Annotated in this window: 16 protein-coding genes; 5 read left to right on the forward strand and 11 right to left on the reverse strand. The window is 71.2% G+C overall.

Going from position 1 to position 14785, the window contains the following annotated elements; all coding sequences use genetic code 11:
- The first annotated feature begins 201 nt into the window (after positions 1-201).
- Positions 202-375 (forward strand): hypothetical protein, encoded by a 174-nt coding sequence (locus H5J30_RS01210; protein ID WP_181785255.1) that lies wholly within the window; start codon positions 202-204, stop codon positions 373-375.
- A gap of 93 nt (positions 376-468) precedes the next feature.
- Positions 469-1164, forward strand: coding sequence for a DUF4191 domain-containing protein (locus H5J30_RS01215; protein ID WP_181785256.1), 696 nt, complete (start codon positions 469-471; stop codon positions 1162-1164).
- Between the two features lie 93 nt (positions 1165-1257).
- Here H5J30_RS01215 and H5J30_RS01220 read toward each other — a convergent pair whose 3' ends face one another.
- A complete protein-coding gene (locus H5J30_RS01220) occupies positions 1258-1734 on the reverse strand; it encodes an RDD family protein (RefSeq protein WP_181785257.1) in 477 nt (158 codons plus the stop codon).
- A gap of 282 nt (positions 1735-2016) precedes the next feature.
- Between H5J30_RS01220 and glnA the strand changes: the two genes are divergently transcribed.
- Positions 2017-3432 (forward strand): type I glutamate--ammonia ligase, encoded by a 1416-nt coding sequence (gene glnA, locus H5J30_RS01225; RefSeq protein ID WP_181785258.1) that lies wholly within the window; start codon positions 2017-2019, stop codon positions 3430-3432.
- Positions 3433-3575: 143 nt separating this feature from the next.
- Here the strand turns inward: glnA and arsB are convergent, their stop codons facing one another.
- Together arsB and H5J30_RS01235 are read right to left on the reverse strand one after the other, a co-directional pair.
- Positions 3576-4691: an ACR3 family arsenite efflux transporter gene (gene arsB, locus H5J30_RS01230; protein ID WP_181785259.1), complete on the reverse strand. Its 1116-nt coding sequence runs from the start codon at positions 4689-4691 to the stop codon at positions 3576-3578.
- A 1-nt stretch (position 4692) separates the two neighbouring features.
- Entirely contained in the window at positions 4693-5004 is a 312-nt protein-coding gene (locus H5J30_RS01235; RefSeq protein ID WP_181785260.1) for an ArsR/SmtB family transcription factor, read from the reverse strand.
- Between the two features lie 72 nt (positions 5005-5076).
- Here H5J30_RS01235 and H5J30_RS01240 point away from each other — a divergent pair, with 72 nt between their 5' ends.
- Positions 5077-5490 (forward strand): arsenate reductase ArsC, encoded by a 414-nt coding sequence (locus H5J30_RS01240; protein ID WP_181785261.1) that lies wholly within the window; start codon positions 5077-5079, stop codon positions 5488-5490.
- Here H5J30_RS01240 and H5J30_RS01245 read toward each other — a convergent pair.
- Both H5J30_RS01245 and H5J30_RS01250 read right to left on the reverse strand, forming a co-directional pair.
- Complete coding sequence (locus H5J30_RS01245) at positions 5456-6715, reverse strand: MFS transporter (RefSeq protein ID WP_181785262.1); 1260 nt, start codon at positions 6713-6715, stop codon at positions 5456-5458. The genes H5J30_RS01240 and H5J30_RS01245 overlap by 35 nt on opposite strands.
- A gap of 7 nt (positions 6716-6722) precedes the next feature.
- On the reverse strand, positions 6723-7181 hold the full coding sequence (locus H5J30_RS01250; RefSeq protein ID WP_181785263.1) for an ArsI/CadI family heavy metal resistance metalloenzyme: 459 nt from the start codon (positions 7179-7181) through the stop codon (positions 6723-6725).
- Positions 7182-7340: 159 nt separating this feature from the next.
- Between H5J30_RS01250 and H5J30_RS01255 the strand changes: the two genes are divergently transcribed.
- On the forward strand, positions 7341-7703 hold the full coding sequence (locus H5J30_RS01255; protein WP_181785264.1) for an ArsR/SmtB family transcription factor: 363 nt from the start codon (positions 7341-7343) through the stop codon (positions 7701-7703).
- 96 nt (positions 7704-7799) lie between these two features.
- On the opposite strand, the gene H5J30_RS01260 is transcribed toward H5J30_RS01255, so the two are convergent.
- The 6 genes from H5J30_RS01260 to aroA form a co-directional block, all read right to left on the reverse strand.
- Positions 7800-8489, reverse strand: a complete 690-nt coding sequence (locus H5J30_RS01260) for a phosphate ABC transporter ATP-binding protein (RefSeq protein ID WP_037748349.1) — start codon at positions 8487-8489, stop codon at positions 7800-7802.
- Positions 8477-10282, reverse strand: a complete 1806-nt coding sequence (pstC, locus tag H5J30_RS01265; protein WP_220188416.1) for a phosphate ABC transporter permease subunit PstC — start codon at positions 10280-10282, stop codon at positions 8477-8479. The genes H5J30_RS01260 and pstC overlap by 13 nt, the downstream gene beginning before the upstream one ends.
- Positions 10283-10285: 3 nt before the next feature.
- The gene (locus tag H5J30_RS01270) at positions 10286-11158 is read right to left on the reverse strand and encodes a phosphate ABC transporter substrate-binding protein (protein WP_181785265.1); all 873 of its coding nucleotides are present in this window, start codon (positions 11156-11158) and stop codon (positions 10286-10288) included.
- A 401-nt stretch (positions 11159-11559) separates the two neighbouring features.
- Positions 11560-11919, reverse strand: coding sequence for a hypothetical protein (locus tag H5J30_RS01275; RefSeq protein ID WP_181785266.1), 360 nt, complete (start codon positions 11917-11919; stop codon positions 11560-11562).
- Positions 11916-13451 (reverse strand): 2,3-bisphosphoglycerate-independent phosphoglycerate mutase, encoded by a 1536-nt coding sequence (gpmI, locus tag H5J30_RS01280; protein WP_181785267.1) that lies wholly within the window; start codon positions 13449-13451, stop codon positions 11916-11918. The genes H5J30_RS01275 and gpmI overlap by 4 nt, the downstream gene beginning before the upstream one ends.
- On the reverse strand, positions 13448-14770 hold the full coding sequence (gene aroA, locus H5J30_RS01285; RefSeq protein ID WP_181785268.1) for a 3-phosphoshikimate 1-carboxyvinyltransferase: 1323 nt from the start codon (positions 14768-14770) through the stop codon (positions 13448-13450). Before aroA ends, gpmI begins: the two co-directional genes overlap by 4 nt.
- Positions 14771-14785: the final 15 nt, after the last annotated feature.

The raw sequence follows: 14785 nt of genomic DNA on the forward strand, positions 1-14785 counted from the left end.
CCCGGCGCCGCCGCCCCGGCGGTCTTCACCCTGCTTTGACCGCCGGGCCACGCGCTGGTAACACCGGAGGGTGAGCATGGAGCCCGAGAGAGCTTCGTCCGCTCCGGACCACTGACTTCCCGACCGCCGAGGGGGGCCGTCGTGCCGTCGTCACCGTCGTCGTTACCGTCCTGGCCGCCACCCCGGCCCACCGTCGCCGGGGTGCTGCGCACGATCGAGGGGGTGCTGCTGCGCGGCGAGCAGCGCACCGCACGGCGTAACGCCTGGGACGCCGTTCTGGAGGACCGCCGCCGGGCCAGGGCCCGGCTGGAGTCGGAGTCGGCGGTGGGCAGGGCGGGCCCGTCCGCGGGCGGTAAGTCCGCTCTGCCCCGATAGCCGCCCCGGCCCGGCCCCGCCGCGGCCCCGCTCCGGCCCCCGGCTGCCGGGCCCGGTCTGACCTCGGGCCCGGCTGGCCGTAGAATTCGCGGCATGGCCAGCAGTGAACCCACACCCGAGAACACCGGGCGTCTGAAGCAGATCGCCCTCACGTACAAGATGACCAGGCGGGCCGACCCCAAGGTCGGTCTGATCGTCGCGGGCGTGGGCATCCTGGTCCTCGGTGCCGCCCTGGGCATCGGCTTCCTCATCGGGCACCCGATCTACCTGGGCATCGTCGGTTTCCTGCTGGCGCTGCTCGGTATGGCGATCATCTTCGGGCGGCGCGCGGAGGCGGCGGCGTTCGGGCAGATGGAGGGCCAGCCGGGCGCGGCCGCGGCGGTGCTGGACAACATGAAGCGGGGCTGGACCGTCACCCCCGCGGTGTCCATGACGCGGCAGCAGGACGTCGTGCACCGCGCCGTGGGCAAGGCGGGCATCGTCCTGGTCGGCGAGGGCAACCCGAACCGGCTGAGGGGTCTGCTGGCGGCCGAGAAGAAGAAGATGAACCGGGTCGTCGCGGACGTGCCGGTGCACGACATCGTCGTCGGCAACGACGAGGGCCAGGTGCCGCTGAAGAAGCTGCGGGCCACGCTGGTGAAGCTGCCGCGGGTGCTGCAGGGCCCGCAGGTCACGCAGGTCAACGACCGGCTGAAGGCGCTGGGCGACCTGATGAGCAACATGCCGATCCCGAAGGGCCCGATGCCCAAGGGCATGCGCATGCCGAAGGGCGGCGGCAAGCTGCGCTGAGCGCGGCGGCGCCCGTACGGGCACGGGGGCCCGGCCCGTACACGGAACCGGTGACCGGCCGACGGCCCCGGAAACCGCCCTCTCGGCCCAGCCTCAGAACCGCACCTCGACGGCGCGGGCGACGCGGTCGTGCAGACCGCGGGTGTCGCGGTCGAAGATGACGGCGGGGATCAGCAGGCAGAGCAGCACGGTGCGGGTGACGGTGGCGAGCGGGCCGAGCCGGGCGCCGTTCTCGGTGAGGACGCGGATGCGCATGATCCGCTTGCCCGGGGTGAAGCCGAGCGTGCCGACCAGCAGCACGCTCATCACGAAGAAGACGCCCATGGTCCACAGCCCGAGCGTCCGGGTGTCACCGCCGGCGAACAGCCCGTAGGCGATGAGCTGGCACAGCAGCCAGTCGACGACCAGCGCGGCGATGCGCCGGCCGACCGAGGCGACCGAGCCGGGCCCGGTCTCGGGCAGGCCGAGGCGCTCGCCCCGGTAGCCGAAGTCGACGCCCATGTCCTCGGCCGCCGAGCGGGGGCCGGAGAGCCACGATCCGATTGCTTGCCGCTTCTCCGCGTCATCCACGCATCCACGGTACTGCCAGGCCCGCGAAGCCCTTCCCCGCCCCCTGCCGGCGCCCGCGGACCGCATACGATTCCGGCCACCCGGGGGCCCGGCGGGTCCGGGTTCGCGGGCGCGGGCGGGGGCCGCGGTTAACATCGGCGAAACAAACGGGTCATGCCCGAGAAATCCCGGGTGCCTAGGCTCGGGCGAGCATGCCGGCACGCTGGCACGCCGGTATCGCGCACCTCGCGCAGGCTCTGCAGGCTTACCCGTCCCCTCGCGGCGGGGCATAGGAGGAATGGGATGTTCCAGAACGCCGACGAGGTCCAGCAGTACATCGCGGACAACGACGTGAAGTTCGTCGACGTGCGTTTCTGCGATCTGCCGGGCGTCATGCAGCACTTCACGGTGCCCGTGGACGTCTTCGAGCCCGACGGCCAGCTCATGTTCGACGGCTCGTCGATCCGGGGCTTCCAGGCCATCCACGAGTCCGACATGGCGCTCGTACCGGACCTCTCCACCTCCCGCGTCGACCCGTTCCGCAAGGACAAGACGCTCAACATCAACTTCTTCATCCACGACCCGATCACCGGCGAGCAGTACAGCCGCGACCCGCGGAACGTGGCCAAGAAGGCCGAGGCGTACCTGGCCTCCTCCGGCATCGCCGACACCGCGTACTTCGGCCCGGAAGCGGAGTTCTACGTCTTCGACGACGTCCGCTTCGAGACCAAGGCGAACGCCGGCTATTACCACATCGACTCCGAGGCCGGCGCCTGGAACACCGGCGCCGTCGAGGACGGCGGCAACCGCGGCTACAAGGTCCGCTACAAGGGCGGCTACTTCCCCGCCCCGCCGGTCGACCACTTCGCCGACCTGCGCGCGGAGATCTCCCTCGAACTCGCCGCCTCGGGCCTCAAGGTCGAGCGCCAGCACCACGAGGTGGGCACCGCGGGCCAGGCGGAGATCAACTACAGGTTCAACACGCTGCTGGCCGCCGCCGATGACCTGATGCTCTTCAAGTACATCGTGAAGAACGTCGCCTGGCGCAACGGCAAGACCGCGACCTTCATGCCCAAGCCGATCTTCGGCGACAACGGCTCCGGCATGCACTGCCACCAGTCGCTGTGGACCGGCGGCGAGCCGCTCTTCTACGACGAGCAGGGCTACGCGGGCCTGTCGGACACCGCCCGCTACTACATCGGCGGCATCCTCCGCCACGCCCCGGCGCTGCTGGCGTTCACCAACCCCACGGTGAACTCGTACCACCGCCTGGTCCCCGGCTTCGAGGCCCCGGTCAACCTGGTCTACTCCCAGCGCAACCGCTCCGCGGCGATCCGCATCCCGATCACCGGCGCCAGTGCCAAGGCCAAGCGCATCGAGTTCCGCGCCCCGGACTCCTCCGGCAACCCGTACCTGGCCTTCTCCGCGATGCTGCTGGCCGGCCTGGACGGCATCAAGAACAAGATCGAGCCCGCCGAGCCGGTCGACAAGGACCTCTACGAACTGGCCCCCGAGGAGCACGCCGCGGTCCCCCAGGTCCCGACGAACCTCCCGGCCGTACTGGAGTCCCTGGAAGCCGACCACGAGTTCCTGCTCCAGGGCGGCGTCTTCACCGCCGACCTGATCGAGACGTGGGTCGACTTCAAGCGCACCCAGGAGATCGAGCCCATCCAGCTCCGCCCGCACCCGCACGAGTTCGAGCTGTACTTCGACATCTAAAGGCCGGGGTCGGGCGACCTTATTCTGCTCGACGTCAGAAACGCTGCGAGGGCGGCTACCCCGTGACCGGGGTAGCCGCCCTCGTCGGCCGACGGAGCCGCACAAGGTCGTCGATGTTCACGTCGCCTGCCTCGCTTTGCCACTCATTCCGCGGTCATTCCTGTCTGCCCTTGGCGAAGTCCCCGGGTGGAGTCGAACTTTCGGCGCCGGGCCAGGGAGACGTGCACGAGGGCGATGAGCACCGGGACTTCGATGAGGGGGCCGACGACGCCTGCGAGGGCCTGGCCTGAGGTGACGCCGAAGGTGGCGATGGCGACCGCGATGGCGAGTTCGAAGTTGTTGCCGGCCGCGGTGAAGGCGAGCGTGGTGGTGCGGTCGTACGGGAGGCCGATGGCTCTGCCGAGGGCGAAGGTGCCGAACCACATGAGTGCGAAGTAGACCAGGAGGGGCAGCGCGATCCGGGCGACGTCCAGGGGGTGCGAGGTGATCGTCTCGCCCTGGAGGGCGAAGAGGAGCACGATCGTGAAGAGCAGCCCGTAGAGCGCCCACGGGCCGATGCGGGGCAGGATGCGCTGCTCGTACGCCGTGCGGCCGAGGCGGCGTTCGCCGATGCGGCGGGTGAGGAAGCCGGCGAGGAGGGGGACGCCGAGGAAGACGGCGACGTTGAGCGCGATCTTCCATGTCGAGATGTCGAGGTTTTCGCCGTCGCCCAGGCCGAGCCGGCCGGGGAGGAGGTCGAGGTAGAACCAGCCGAGGAGGCCGAAGGCCAGTACCTGGAAGACGGAGTTGAGCGCCACCAGGACGGCCGCGGCTTCGCGGTCGCCGCAGGCCAGGTCGTTCCAGATGATGACCATCGCGATGCAGCGGGCGAGCCCGACGACGATCAGGCCGGTGCGGTACTCGGGCAGGTCGGGCAGGAAGATCCAGGCCAGGGCGAACATCACCGCAGGGCCGATCAGCCAGTTGACCGCCAGGGAGGCGGTCAGCAGCCGGCGGTCGCCGGTGACGGCGTCCAGGCGGTCGTAGCGGACCTTGGCCAGCACCGGGTACATCATGATCAGCAGGCCGAGGGCGATGGGCAGGGAGATGCCGCCGGTCTCCACCTTCGCCAGTGCGTCGTCCAGCCCCGGGACGACCCGGCCCAGGCCGAGGCCGGCGGCCATGGCGAGCAGGATCCAGACGGCGAGGTAGCGGTCGAGCGTCGACAGCTTGCGGGCCACGTGCTCCTCGGCACCGGCTTCCGGGCCGGCGGTGACCACGTCAGCAGGCCCGCTTGCGGTCGGCGTCCACGGTGGCGCGGGCGGCTGCTCCCAGTTCGGCGAACGAGCCGGCCAGCGCCTCCAGCACCGCGGGGCGCAGCTTGTAGTACGTGAAGCGACCGCACGGCTCGGTCTCCACCACCCCGGCCTCGCGCAGCACCCGCAGATGGTTGGAGAGGTTCGTCTGCCGCGCTCCGGTCTCCTCCACGAGGTGCGTGGTGCACAGCGTCTCCGCGGCCAGGAGCTCGACGATCCGGACCCGGAGCGGGTCCGCCAGGGCGCGGATCACTTCAGTATCGACTGATGTCAGCATGGGCTGATATTGTCACATCAGGCGAAGCTGATGCCACCCCTCCCCCATCGCCGCACGACAAGAGAGACCGCGATGTCCGACAAGCCCTCCGTGCTGTTCGTCTGCGTCCACAACGCCGGCCGCTCCCAGATGGCCGCGGCCTGGCTGACCCACCTCGCCGACGACCGCGTCGAGGTCCGCTCCGCCGGGTCGGTCCCCGCCGACACCGTCAACCCCGCGGTCGTCGAAGCGATGCGGGAGGTCGGTATCGACATCGCGCACGAGCAGCCCAAGGTCCTCACCACCGATGCCGTGCGGGCGTCGGACGTCGTCATCACCATGGGCTGCGGCGACGCCTGCCCCGTCTTCCCCGGCAAGACCTACCTCGACTGGGATCTGGACGATCCGGCCGGTCAGGACGTCGCGGCCGTACGTCCCATCCGCGACGAGATCCGTACGCGTATCGAGTCCCTCATCGCCGACATCGCACCGGCAGCCGGCGCGTAAGGACCCGCCACCGGCCTCGCCGTGCCGTTGTGCGATAAGCCGTCAGCGCCGCGGCCGCGCTGATCGCGGCGAGGGCGGCGAAGAGGTTCGGGTAGCCGCCGAGCGGCGCGGCCAGGGCGGTGCCCGCGAAGGGGGCCAGGGCCGAGGCGGTGACGGTGGGGGCGGCGAGCAGGCCGGAGAGGCGGCCGTAGTGCGTGGTGCCCCAGCGGTCGGTGATGGCGGTGGCCTGCAGGAGGGTGAGGTTGCCGCGGACGATGCCCGCGGCGACGGCGAGGGTGGCAAGCAGCGCGTAGGGGCCGGGGATGAGAGCGAAGGCGGCGGTGCCCAGTCCGCCCAGGGCGATGAGGGCGACGGTGCGCGTCCCGGGGCGGGTGCGGCGGGCGAGGGCCGCGTACAGGGTGCGGCCCATGGTCTGGCCCAAGCCTCCCAGTCCGAGGGCCCAGGCCGCCTGGCCGGTGGTATAGCCGCGTTCGAGGAGCAGCGGCACGACGGTGACGACGACCGCGTACATGGCGAAGGCGGAGAGCGTCAGGGCTGCGGCGAGGAGTGCGAAGGTGCGGCTGCGGGCGATGCTCGTGGAGGTCGTCGGGCCTGCCGTGGGGGCCGGCGGGGCGGGAGGCCAGGGGCCGCGGAGGGCGAGGGCGTGGGCGGGCAGGGTGAGGGCGGCCAGGACGGCCGCGAGGATGAGGTAGCTGTGCCGCCAGCTGAAGTGGTCGGCGAGTTGGGCGGTCAGGGGCGCGAAGACGGTGGAGGCGAGGCCGCCGGCGAGGGTGACGGCCGTGAGGGCACGTACGTGGTCCGGCGCGTACCAGCGGGTGAGAGCGGCGAAGGCCGGCTGGTAGAAAGTGGCCGCCATCGCGAGCCCGGCCAGCAGCCAGCCGGCGACGAACTGGGGCAGGTTGGGCGCGGTGGCGATGACGGCCAGGCTCGTGACGGCGGCGGCCGACCCCAGGGTCATCACCCCGCGGGGGCCGCGGGCGTCGAGGATGCGGCCGATGCGGATGCCGGCGAGTGCGGAGACGAGGAGCGCGGCGGAGAACGCCGCGGTGGTGGCCGCCGGGCTCCAGCCGGTGGCGGCGGTGATCTCGGGGTTGAGGACGGGGAAGGCGTAGTAGACGACGCCCCAGCTCGTGATCTGGGTCAGGCACAGGGCGGGCAGAGCCGCGCGGGGACGCGGCCGGCGACCGGCCGCGGTCGCGTCCCCGCGCGTACCGACATCGCTCATCGACCGGTCAGCAGCAACCGGCCGCCGCGGGCTGTTGCTCCGCCGTGGCGGCAGCCGCGGGCGTGCAGCAGCTGCTGTTCTGCTCCTTGGCCAGGGAGTCCGCGTCGGCCTTGACGACGTACACCTCCCACGGCTCCTGGCCCGGGCCCTGTACCCAGACCTTGTCCTGCAGGGCGTAGCAGCAGGTCGTGTCGTCCTCCTCGACGGTGGCCAGCCCGGCCAGGTCCAGCCTGGCCGTGGCCTGCTGGACGTCCTCGCTGGATGCCACCTCTACTCCCAGGTGGTCCAGGCGGGTGCCCTCTCCCTCCGCTCCCTCGATGAGGACCAGCTTGAGGGGAGGCTCGGCGATGGCGAAGTTGGCGTAGCCGTCGCGGAGCTTGGCCGGCTCGGCACCGAACAGCCTGCTGTAGAAGTCGATCGATGCCTGCAGGTCGGGGACGCGCAGGGCGAGTTGTATCCGGGACATGAGCCGTTCCTTCTGTATCGACGTTCTTCGATGTCGCTCAGCATGCACCCGGGATCGACGTCCGTCAACATAGAGGTTCATCAAATCCGACGGACAGGCCGGCAGCCCGATGCGGGCACACCCCTTGGCAAGTGATTCGACGGGTGTCAACATAGAGGCATGTCTAAGTTGGCCTCGGACTCCGCCACGCTCGCCACCGTCACGCCGCTGGGGTGCTGCCGGCCGCTGGGGCGCGAGGAGTTGTCCGCCGACGACGCGGAGCCGATCGCCGCCATGTTCAAGGCGCTGTCCGACCCCGTCCGGCTGCGGCTCTTCTCGAAGATCGCGGTTCGGCCGGGCGGGGAAGCGTGCGTCTGCGAGATCCAGGACGTCGGCGTCTCCCAGCCCACGGTCAGCCACCACCTGCGCAAACTGCGGGAAGCCGGGCTGCTGTTGTCGGAACGCCGCGCCAGTTGGGTGTACTACCGGGTCGCACCCGGAGCGCTGTCGGTCATGGCCGGCCTGCTGTCGCAGGCCGACTGAACGACAGCCCGGTGCCTCAACCCGTGCTGCGCGGTCCGGGGTCGAGGCACCGGGGCGGAGTGAACGTCGAGGAGTGACCTTGTCGGCAGGAGGTGATCAGACAGCCGCGGCAGCGGGAGAAGCCGCGGCGGGCAGGTCCAGGAGGACGGTCGTGTCGCACAGGCGCTCCACCTGCGCCGGGTCGTGGGAGACGAGGAGGACCGTCCGGCGGCCGCGGAGCGCCGCGATGGACTGCTCGACCGTGTCCCTGCTCTGTTCGTCGAGCGCGCTGGTGGGCTCGTCGAGGAGCAGCCCGGCCGGCTCCAGGGCCAGCGCGCGGGCCAGGCAGAGCCGCTGCCGCTGTCCCGCGGAGAGGGTCTGGGCCGGGGCGTCGAGCCTGTCGGATACCTCCTTCCACAGTCCGGCCTCGGTGAGGGCCTGTTCGGCCCGCTCGCGCAGTGCCTCCCGGGACGCGCGCAGGACGTGACGCAGGCCGAACAGGGCGTTGTCGAGGACGCTGCCGCCGAAGACGACCGGTGTCTGGGGTACGAGGACGACCTTGGCTCTGAGGTCCGCGTCGCCCTTGCCGGGTGCGATGGTGCGATCGAGGACCTTCAGGTCGCCGTCTCTGACGAGCCCGTCGGGGAGCAGGTCCACCAGCGCACGCAGGACGGTGGACTTGCCGGCGCCCGAGGGGCCGCACAATCCGGTGGTGGAGCCGCGTTCGAGGGTGAAGGAGACCGGGCCGACCAGGGTCTTGTCACGGGTGCGTACGCGTAGTTGGTGCACGGTGATTACGTCGTCCATCGTTCTCCTTCGAAGCGGTTGCGCAGCGCGATCGCCGCGCTGAGGAGTACCGCGGTGATCAGGACCAGCACCATGGCGCTGCCCCACGCCTGGTCGACGGCCTGCGGGTCGCCCGAGTCCTGGGAGAGGGTGAAGATGTGGGTCGGCAGTGCCTGCACCGGGGACTCCACGATCCCGTTCGGCACCGTGGGAGCGCCGAAGAACACGGTGGCGGTGAAGAGCAGCGGAGCGGTCTCGCCGGCTGCGCGCGCCAGGCCGAGCAGCAGGCCGGTGACGGTGGCGGGCCAGGTGTAGGGAACGACGACCGACCGGATGTACTGGGCACGTGTCAGCCCCAGCGACAGTGCGCTCTCGGTGAGTTCGGGTGGCAGGCTCCGGATGCGTGCCGCGGTGGTCAGGGCGACGACGGGTGCCACGACGGGGACGAGCACGATGGCGCCGGCCAGCCAGGACCTTCCCCATCCCATGCTGGTGGACAGGATGACGAAGCCGGCGAGCCCCAGCAGGATGGTCGGCACGCCGCCCAGGACGAGCGTCAGCGTCTGCAGCACACGCGCCGTCCGCGCGGAGGCGTGGGTGCCGATCAGGATGCCGGCGCCGAAGCCCAGCGGCAGGGCGAGCAGCCCTGTGGTGACGACGAGCAGGAGGGTGCCGGTTATCTGGTCGCGTACGCCTCCGCCGGCCGCTCCGGTCGCCGCGCTGACCCAGAACGACGGGTTGAACGCCGAGGTGCCCCGTGTCACGAGGAGGCCGAGAATTCCGATCAGCAGTGCGCTGGGCAGCAGCAGGGCTCCCAGCCGCCATACCGTCAGCAGCCGGTCCCGCTGCTGCCGCAGCCGCGGTGTCGGCAGGTGCCCGGCCTTCCGCGTGCTCCGGCGCCGTTCCCGTGTGCCCCAGATGGTCGCTCCGGCCACCAGCGCCAGAAGGAGGAGGCCCAGGCCGCACAGGGCGGCGAAGTGCGGTCCTGAGGTGCCGGCGAGTACGGGCTCGGGGCCGGCGAGTTTCGTGGTCAGCGTCTGGCCGGGGTGGCTCAGCGAGTCGAGGAACTCGCCGAAGCCGTGGGGCATCCGCCCGTCGGCCCTGCCCACCACCAGGAACACCGCGATGGCTTCGCCGAGCGCCCGGGCCAGACCGAGCAGCACGGCGGCGCGCATCCCCGACCGCGCCAGCGGCAGGACCGCCGAGCGGATCACTTCCCCGCGGGTGAGGCCGAGGGAGTAGGCGGCCTCGCGGTAGCGGTCGGGCACGGCGGAAAGGGCGTCGACGCTGACGGCCACGACCGTGGGAACGATCATGACGGCCAGGACGATGCCGGCTGCCGCGAGGCTGTCTCCGCCCGGCACGTCGGCGATCGACGCGATGACGGGACGGATGACGGCGATGCCGATGAGGCCGTAGACGATCGACGGGACGGCGGCGAGCAGCTCCACGCACATGCGCATCGGCCGGGCGATGCGCGGCGGGAGGTACTCCGACAGCGCGATGGCCGCCGCCCATCCGATGGGTACGGCGAGGACGAGGGCGAGGACGGAGACCACAGCGGTGCCGTAGATCATCGCCAGGCCGCCGAAGGCCGCGTTGGGCGGGCTCCACGCGGACTCGGTCACCAGGTTCAGCCAGTCGACGGTGCCGCTGCCGATACCGCTGCCGAGATATCCGACAACGGCGAGAAGCAGCCCCGCGACGGCGAGTGCTCCGGCGTAGGTCCAACTCCACACCCACGTCGACGGCCTGGGGCGTCTGCCCTCGTCGGAGGTGGCGGATGGTCGAGCCGGTGTCTTGGTCGTAGCCATCGGCTACTTCCCGATTTCCTTGAGCTTCAGGTAGCCGTGCTTCGTCATCAGCTCCTGCCCCTTCGGGGACAGGACGTAGTTGATGAACTTCTTCGACGTGCCCTCCGGCTCGCCGTCGGTGATGAGGTACAGCGGCCGGGACATCGGGTACGTGCCCGTGGCGATGTTCTCGGGACTGGGCGCGATGCCGTCCAGCGTCACGACCGCCAGGTCGTCGTGCCCTTCGACGAAGCTGGTGGACAGCGGTGCCACGGCGCCGGGGGTCGACTTCAGCTTGTTGCGCGTTTCGAGGTTGCCGCCGACGATGGCGAAGTTGCCCGACTCCGGCGGGGGCGGGGCTTTCTCTTCGCCGTAGATGTACTTGTCGAGGACTTCACGGGTGCCGCGTCCGGGTTCCTTGTCGTAGACGAAGACCTCCAGGTCCGGGCCGCCGACCTCGGACCAGTTGGTGATCTTTCCTTCGAACAGGTCACGTACCTGTGCCGCGGTCAGGTTCTCCACTCCGGCCTCGGCGACTTCGTCGGTGACGATGACGCCGACGGCGTCCGCGCCGACCTGGGTGACGCGGAAGTCGGTGTCGGGGTGGGCGGACTCGTCCTCCGGTGCAATGGGCTTCGAACTCATCGCGATGCCGATCTGGCCCGCCGCGAGCTGGGAGATGCCGCCCGCGGAGCCGCCCTGGGTCGCCACGATGATGTCGAGGCCCTTCGCCTTGAGCGCCTCGGCCGCGTCCGCGGCCACAGGAGCCACGGTGGTGGAGCCGCTGACCTGCAGCGCACCCCCCGATCCGGCGTCGTCGCCGGCGCAGCCGGACAAGGAGACGAACAGGACGGCGGTCGAGGTGAGATATGCGGCGCGGCGCTTGTAAGTGATCACTAAGGGGACTCTTCTCTCTGCATGCGTGCGCGTGGTGTGCGCTGTGGATGTGTGGTCCGGGACGGGCTCAGCCCTTTCGCGTGGTCACCCGGCGCGCTGGTGGGCGACGGGTCGGCGAAGTGGTCAAGTGGTCCCGCGCGGTCTCCCGGAGGGGGAGACGGCGGTGCACGCATGGCCGCGGAAGGCGTCCGTGGAAGCAGGCATGTGGAAGCGAACGGACTGGTGCATTGTCAGATCCTTCGGGTTGGCGGTGCCCTGAAGAGGACGCGGGACATCGCGCCCCGAAGGGCTGCCCCGCGCAGGCTGCGGTGGATCTGGCGCAGGTGTGCCGACAGCGGGTCGCTGCCGGCCTGGGGAAGAGCGCCGGGCTCAGGCCGCCCGGATGGTGCGGTCCCCTTTCCTCAGGAGGCGGCGGTCAGCCAGACGTGGCCTGCCGCCTCCAGGTGGACATCCATCCCGCCGGCGGCGGGACTGGTGCGCATGGAGCCGCTGATGAAGCGCCAGGCGCTGTCGGCGTACTCGGGCAGCAGGGCGTCGAGGCCGATGCGGGTTTCGTGCGTGGACGGGTTGTGGAGGCCCAGCACCACGCAGGACCGGTCGGCCGGTTCGCGTACGACGATGTCGATCCCCTGGGTGTCCAGGTGGCGCACGACGGCGTCGTCGGCGAATGCGGCCGCGACGTGCGGCGCATCCAGGCACCGCGTCGATTCCGGTACCTGAGTCCAGACGGCCTTCACGGGAGCGGAGAGGTGGGGGGTCACAGCAGCGTCCTTCCTGTCATGGCGGATCCCGGCTTTCTGCCGAGCAGGTGCAGGACGGTGGGGGCGACGTCGGCGAGCGTCGCCGCCGCGGGCAGTGCCGGCGCGGGCGCTCCCCAGTCGCGCGGGACGATCACCAGAGGGACCGGGTTGGTGGTGTGTCCGCCGTAGGGGCGGGTGGTGCCGTCCGCCGCCTCCTTGGTCATCTTCTCGGCGTTGCCGTGGTCGCCGACCGCCAGCACCCACCGCCCGCCGGCACGTGCTGCCCTGAGGATCCGCCCCACCGCGCTGTCCGTGGCCTCGCACGCGGCGACGGTGGCGGCCAGGTCGCCGGTGTGCCCCACCACGTCGATGTTGGCCAGGTTGGCGACGACGAGTTCGGCGTCCGCCCGGCCGGCGGCCTCGATGACGGCCGTGGCGACGCGGTCGAGGTTCATCTGCGGGCGCGCAATGTAGTCGGGCTTGCCGTCGCCCGTGATCCGCACGTGCTCCTCGACGCTGCGCGCCGTGTCGTCGCGGCCGTTGATGTAGTACGTCACGTGCTCGAACTTCTCCGCCTCGGCGATACGGACGCTGCGCACTCCGGCCTCGGAGAGTTCGTCGGCCAGGCCGCCGGAGGCGTCCGCCCGCTCCACCAGCGGCGGGATCGCGGCACGGGTGTCGTACCGGGCCAGGCTCAGCATCCGCGTCGAGCGCCCGGTGGCCGTGAGGTGCCCGACGAGGCGGTCGGCGAACTGCTGGATGCGGTCGCTGCGGAAGTTGAACCACAGCACCGCGTCCCCGTCGGCGACGGCCGCGTCTCCGGCAGCCGTGAGCACGCCGGCGGGCACCCACTCGTCGCCGCGCCCGGAGGCGGCCAGCGCCTGCCGGACGCTGCCGGCGGGCGCGCCCCGGCCGTCGGCGACCAGGGCGACGGCCTGCTCGGTGAGGTCCAGGTTGCCGGCCTTGTCCATGGCGTAGCCGCGGCCGACGACGGTGGCGAGCTGTCCCGTCCCGGCGCGGCGGGCCAGCTCGTCGACCCGGGTCAGGAAGGCGTGGGCGGTGCCGTCGGCGACGTCCCGCCCGTCGGTGATGGCGTGGATGAACACGCGGCCCACTCCGCGGGCCGATGCTGCCGCCAGGAGTTCGCCGAGGTGCTCGATGTGGGAGTGGATCTGCCCGTCCGAGCACAGGCCGATCAGATGCAGGGCGCTGCCGGCGGCAGCCGTGTCGTCCAGGACGGAGCCCAGCGGGGGGTGGCTGCGCAGGGTGCCGGCGGCGATGGCCTGCTGGACCAGCAGGCTGTCGTACGGCACGGGCCGTCCGGCGCCGATGACCATGTGGCCGATCTCGGAGTTGCCGACCGTACCGGCGGTCAGTCCGACGGCTTCGCCGGAGGCGTCGGCGAGCGTGTGCGGGAACCGCGTGACGACGTCGTCCAGGACCGGAGTACGGGCCAGCGCCAGGGCGTTGTCGTCGGCCGCCGGGGCGTGGCCCCAGCCGTCGAGCACCAGCAGGATGCCCGGACCGGCGAACGGCGCGTCGGGCGCGCTCATACAGTGCTCGTGAGGGCGGGGTGCAGGGTGTCGAGGGTCTGCCAGAAGGTGGGGAAGGACTTGGCGACGCAGCCGGGGTCCTTGATGACCACCCCCTCGGTGCGCAGGCCGGCGATGGCGAAGGTCATGGCGATGCGGTGGTCGTCGTAGGTGTCGATCTCCGCGCCGACCGGGGTGCCCCCGGTGATGTACATGGCGTCGGCGTGCTCTTCGACCTCGATGCCCATCTTGCGCAGCTCGGTGGTGACGGCGGCGATGCGGTCGCACTCCTTGACCCGCAGGGAGGCGATGTTGGTGATGCGCGTGGTGCCCTCGGCGTGGGCGGCGGCGACCGCCAGGGACGGCACGACGTCGGGCATGGCCTCCATGTCGATGTCGATGCCGCGCAGCGGACCGCCGGTCAGCGTGGTGGAGTCGTCCGTGACCTCGGCGCGGCAGCCCATGCGCTCCAGGGCCTGGACCAGGTGCGCGTCGCCCTGGTGGGATCCGCTGCCGATGCCCGGGATGACGACCCTGGACCGGAGGACGGCCGCGGCGATCAGGAAGTAGGACATGCCGGAGGCGTCCGGCTCGACCGTGACCGTACCGCCCCGTGCCTGCTGCCCGGCGGCGACGGTGAAGCGCCGGTGGCCGTCGCGGTCGACTCGTACGCCCATCTCCTGCAGCGCAGCGAGCGTCATCTCCACGTACGGCTTGGAGACCAGCTCGTCGCTGATGGTGATCTCGGTCGTGGTCCGGGCCCGCAGCGCGTTGATGATGAGGCTGGAGGTGAACTGGCTGGAGACCGCGCCGCTGAGGGAGGTGGCGCCTCCCGTGAAGGAGCCGCCGACCACGCGGATGGGCGGGCTGCCGTTGCCGCGTACCGCGGCGGCGTCCACCCCGAGGGAGGGCAGCGCCTTGAGGAGGTCGCCCATGGGGCGCTCCTGCATGCGGGCGTTGCCGTTGATGATCGTGGTGCCCTCGGCGTGTCCGGCCATGGAGATCAGGAACCGCAGCGGGGTGCCCGCGCCGCCGACGTACATCTCCTCGCTCGGTGCGCGCATCGGCCTGCCGGTGGGGGTGACCCGGATGCGGGCTGCCTTCCGGTCGATGTCGCAGGTGACGTGTCCGAACATCTCGATGGCGCGGGCGAGATAGACGGTGTCGTCGGAGAGCAGCGCGTTGTCGACGACCGTCTCCTGCCCGGACAGGGAGGCGATGGCCAGGTAGCGGTTGGTGTAGCTCTTGGAGCCCAGGACGTGGACGGTCTCGTCGAAGCCGGGCAGCGGCCGGACGGTGACGGACTCGGCCTCAAGGCGCGGGTCGGACGTTACGGTCATGCACTGCCTCCAGCG

The sequence above is a fragment of the Streptomyces phytophilus genome, assembly GCF_013870535.1.
Taxonomy (GTDB): domain Bacteria; phylum Actinomycetota; class Actinomycetes; order Streptomycetales; family Streptomycetaceae; genus Streptomyces; species Streptomyces phytophilus.

Excerpts from the sequence above, each read along its gene's own strand:
- H5J30_RS01215 (WP_181785256.1), top strand. The coding sequence starts at position 469 with ATGGCCAGCAGTGAACCCACACCCGAGAACACCGGGCGTCTGAAGCAG.
- glnA (WP_181785258.1), top strand. The coding sequence starts at position 2,017 with ATGTTCCAGAACGCCGACGAGGTCCAGCAGTACATCGCGGACAACGAC.
- H5J30_RS01235 (WP_181785260.1), bottom strand. The coding sequence starts at position 5,004 with ATGCTGACATCAGTCGATACTGAAGTGATCCGCGCCCTGGCGGACCCG.
- H5J30_RS01240 (WP_181785261.1), top strand. The coding sequence starts at position 5,077 with ATGTCCGACAAGCCCTCCGTGCTGTTCGTCTGCGTCCACAACGCCGGC.
- H5J30_RS01245 (WP_181785262.1), bottom strand. The coding sequence starts at position 6,715 with ATGAGCGATGTCGGTACGCGCGGGGACGCGACCGCGGCCGGTCGCCGG.
- H5J30_RS01250 (WP_181785263.1), bottom strand. The coding sequence starts at position 7,181 with ATGTCCCGGATACAACTCGCCCTGCGCGTCCCCGACCTGCAGGCATCG.
- H5J30_RS01255 (WP_181785264.1), top strand. The coding sequence starts at position 7,341 with ATGTCTAAGTTGGCCTCGGACTCCGCCACGCTCGCCACCGTCACGCCG.
- H5J30_RS01260 (WP_037748349.1), bottom strand. The coding sequence starts at position 8,489 with ATGGACGACGTAATCACCGTGCACCAACTACGCGTACGCACCCGTGAC.
- pstC (WP_220188416.1), bottom strand. The coding sequence starts at position 10,282 with ATGGCTACGACCAAGACACCGGCTCGACCATCCGCCACCTCCGACGAG.
- gpmI (WP_181785267.1), bottom strand. The coding sequence starts at position 13,451 with ATGAGCGCGCCCGACGCGCCGTTCGCCGGTCCGGGCATCCTGCTGGTG.
- aroA (WP_181785268.1), bottom strand. The coding sequence starts at position 14,770 with ATGACCGTAACGTCCGACCCGCGCCTTGAGGCCGAGTCCGTCACCGTC.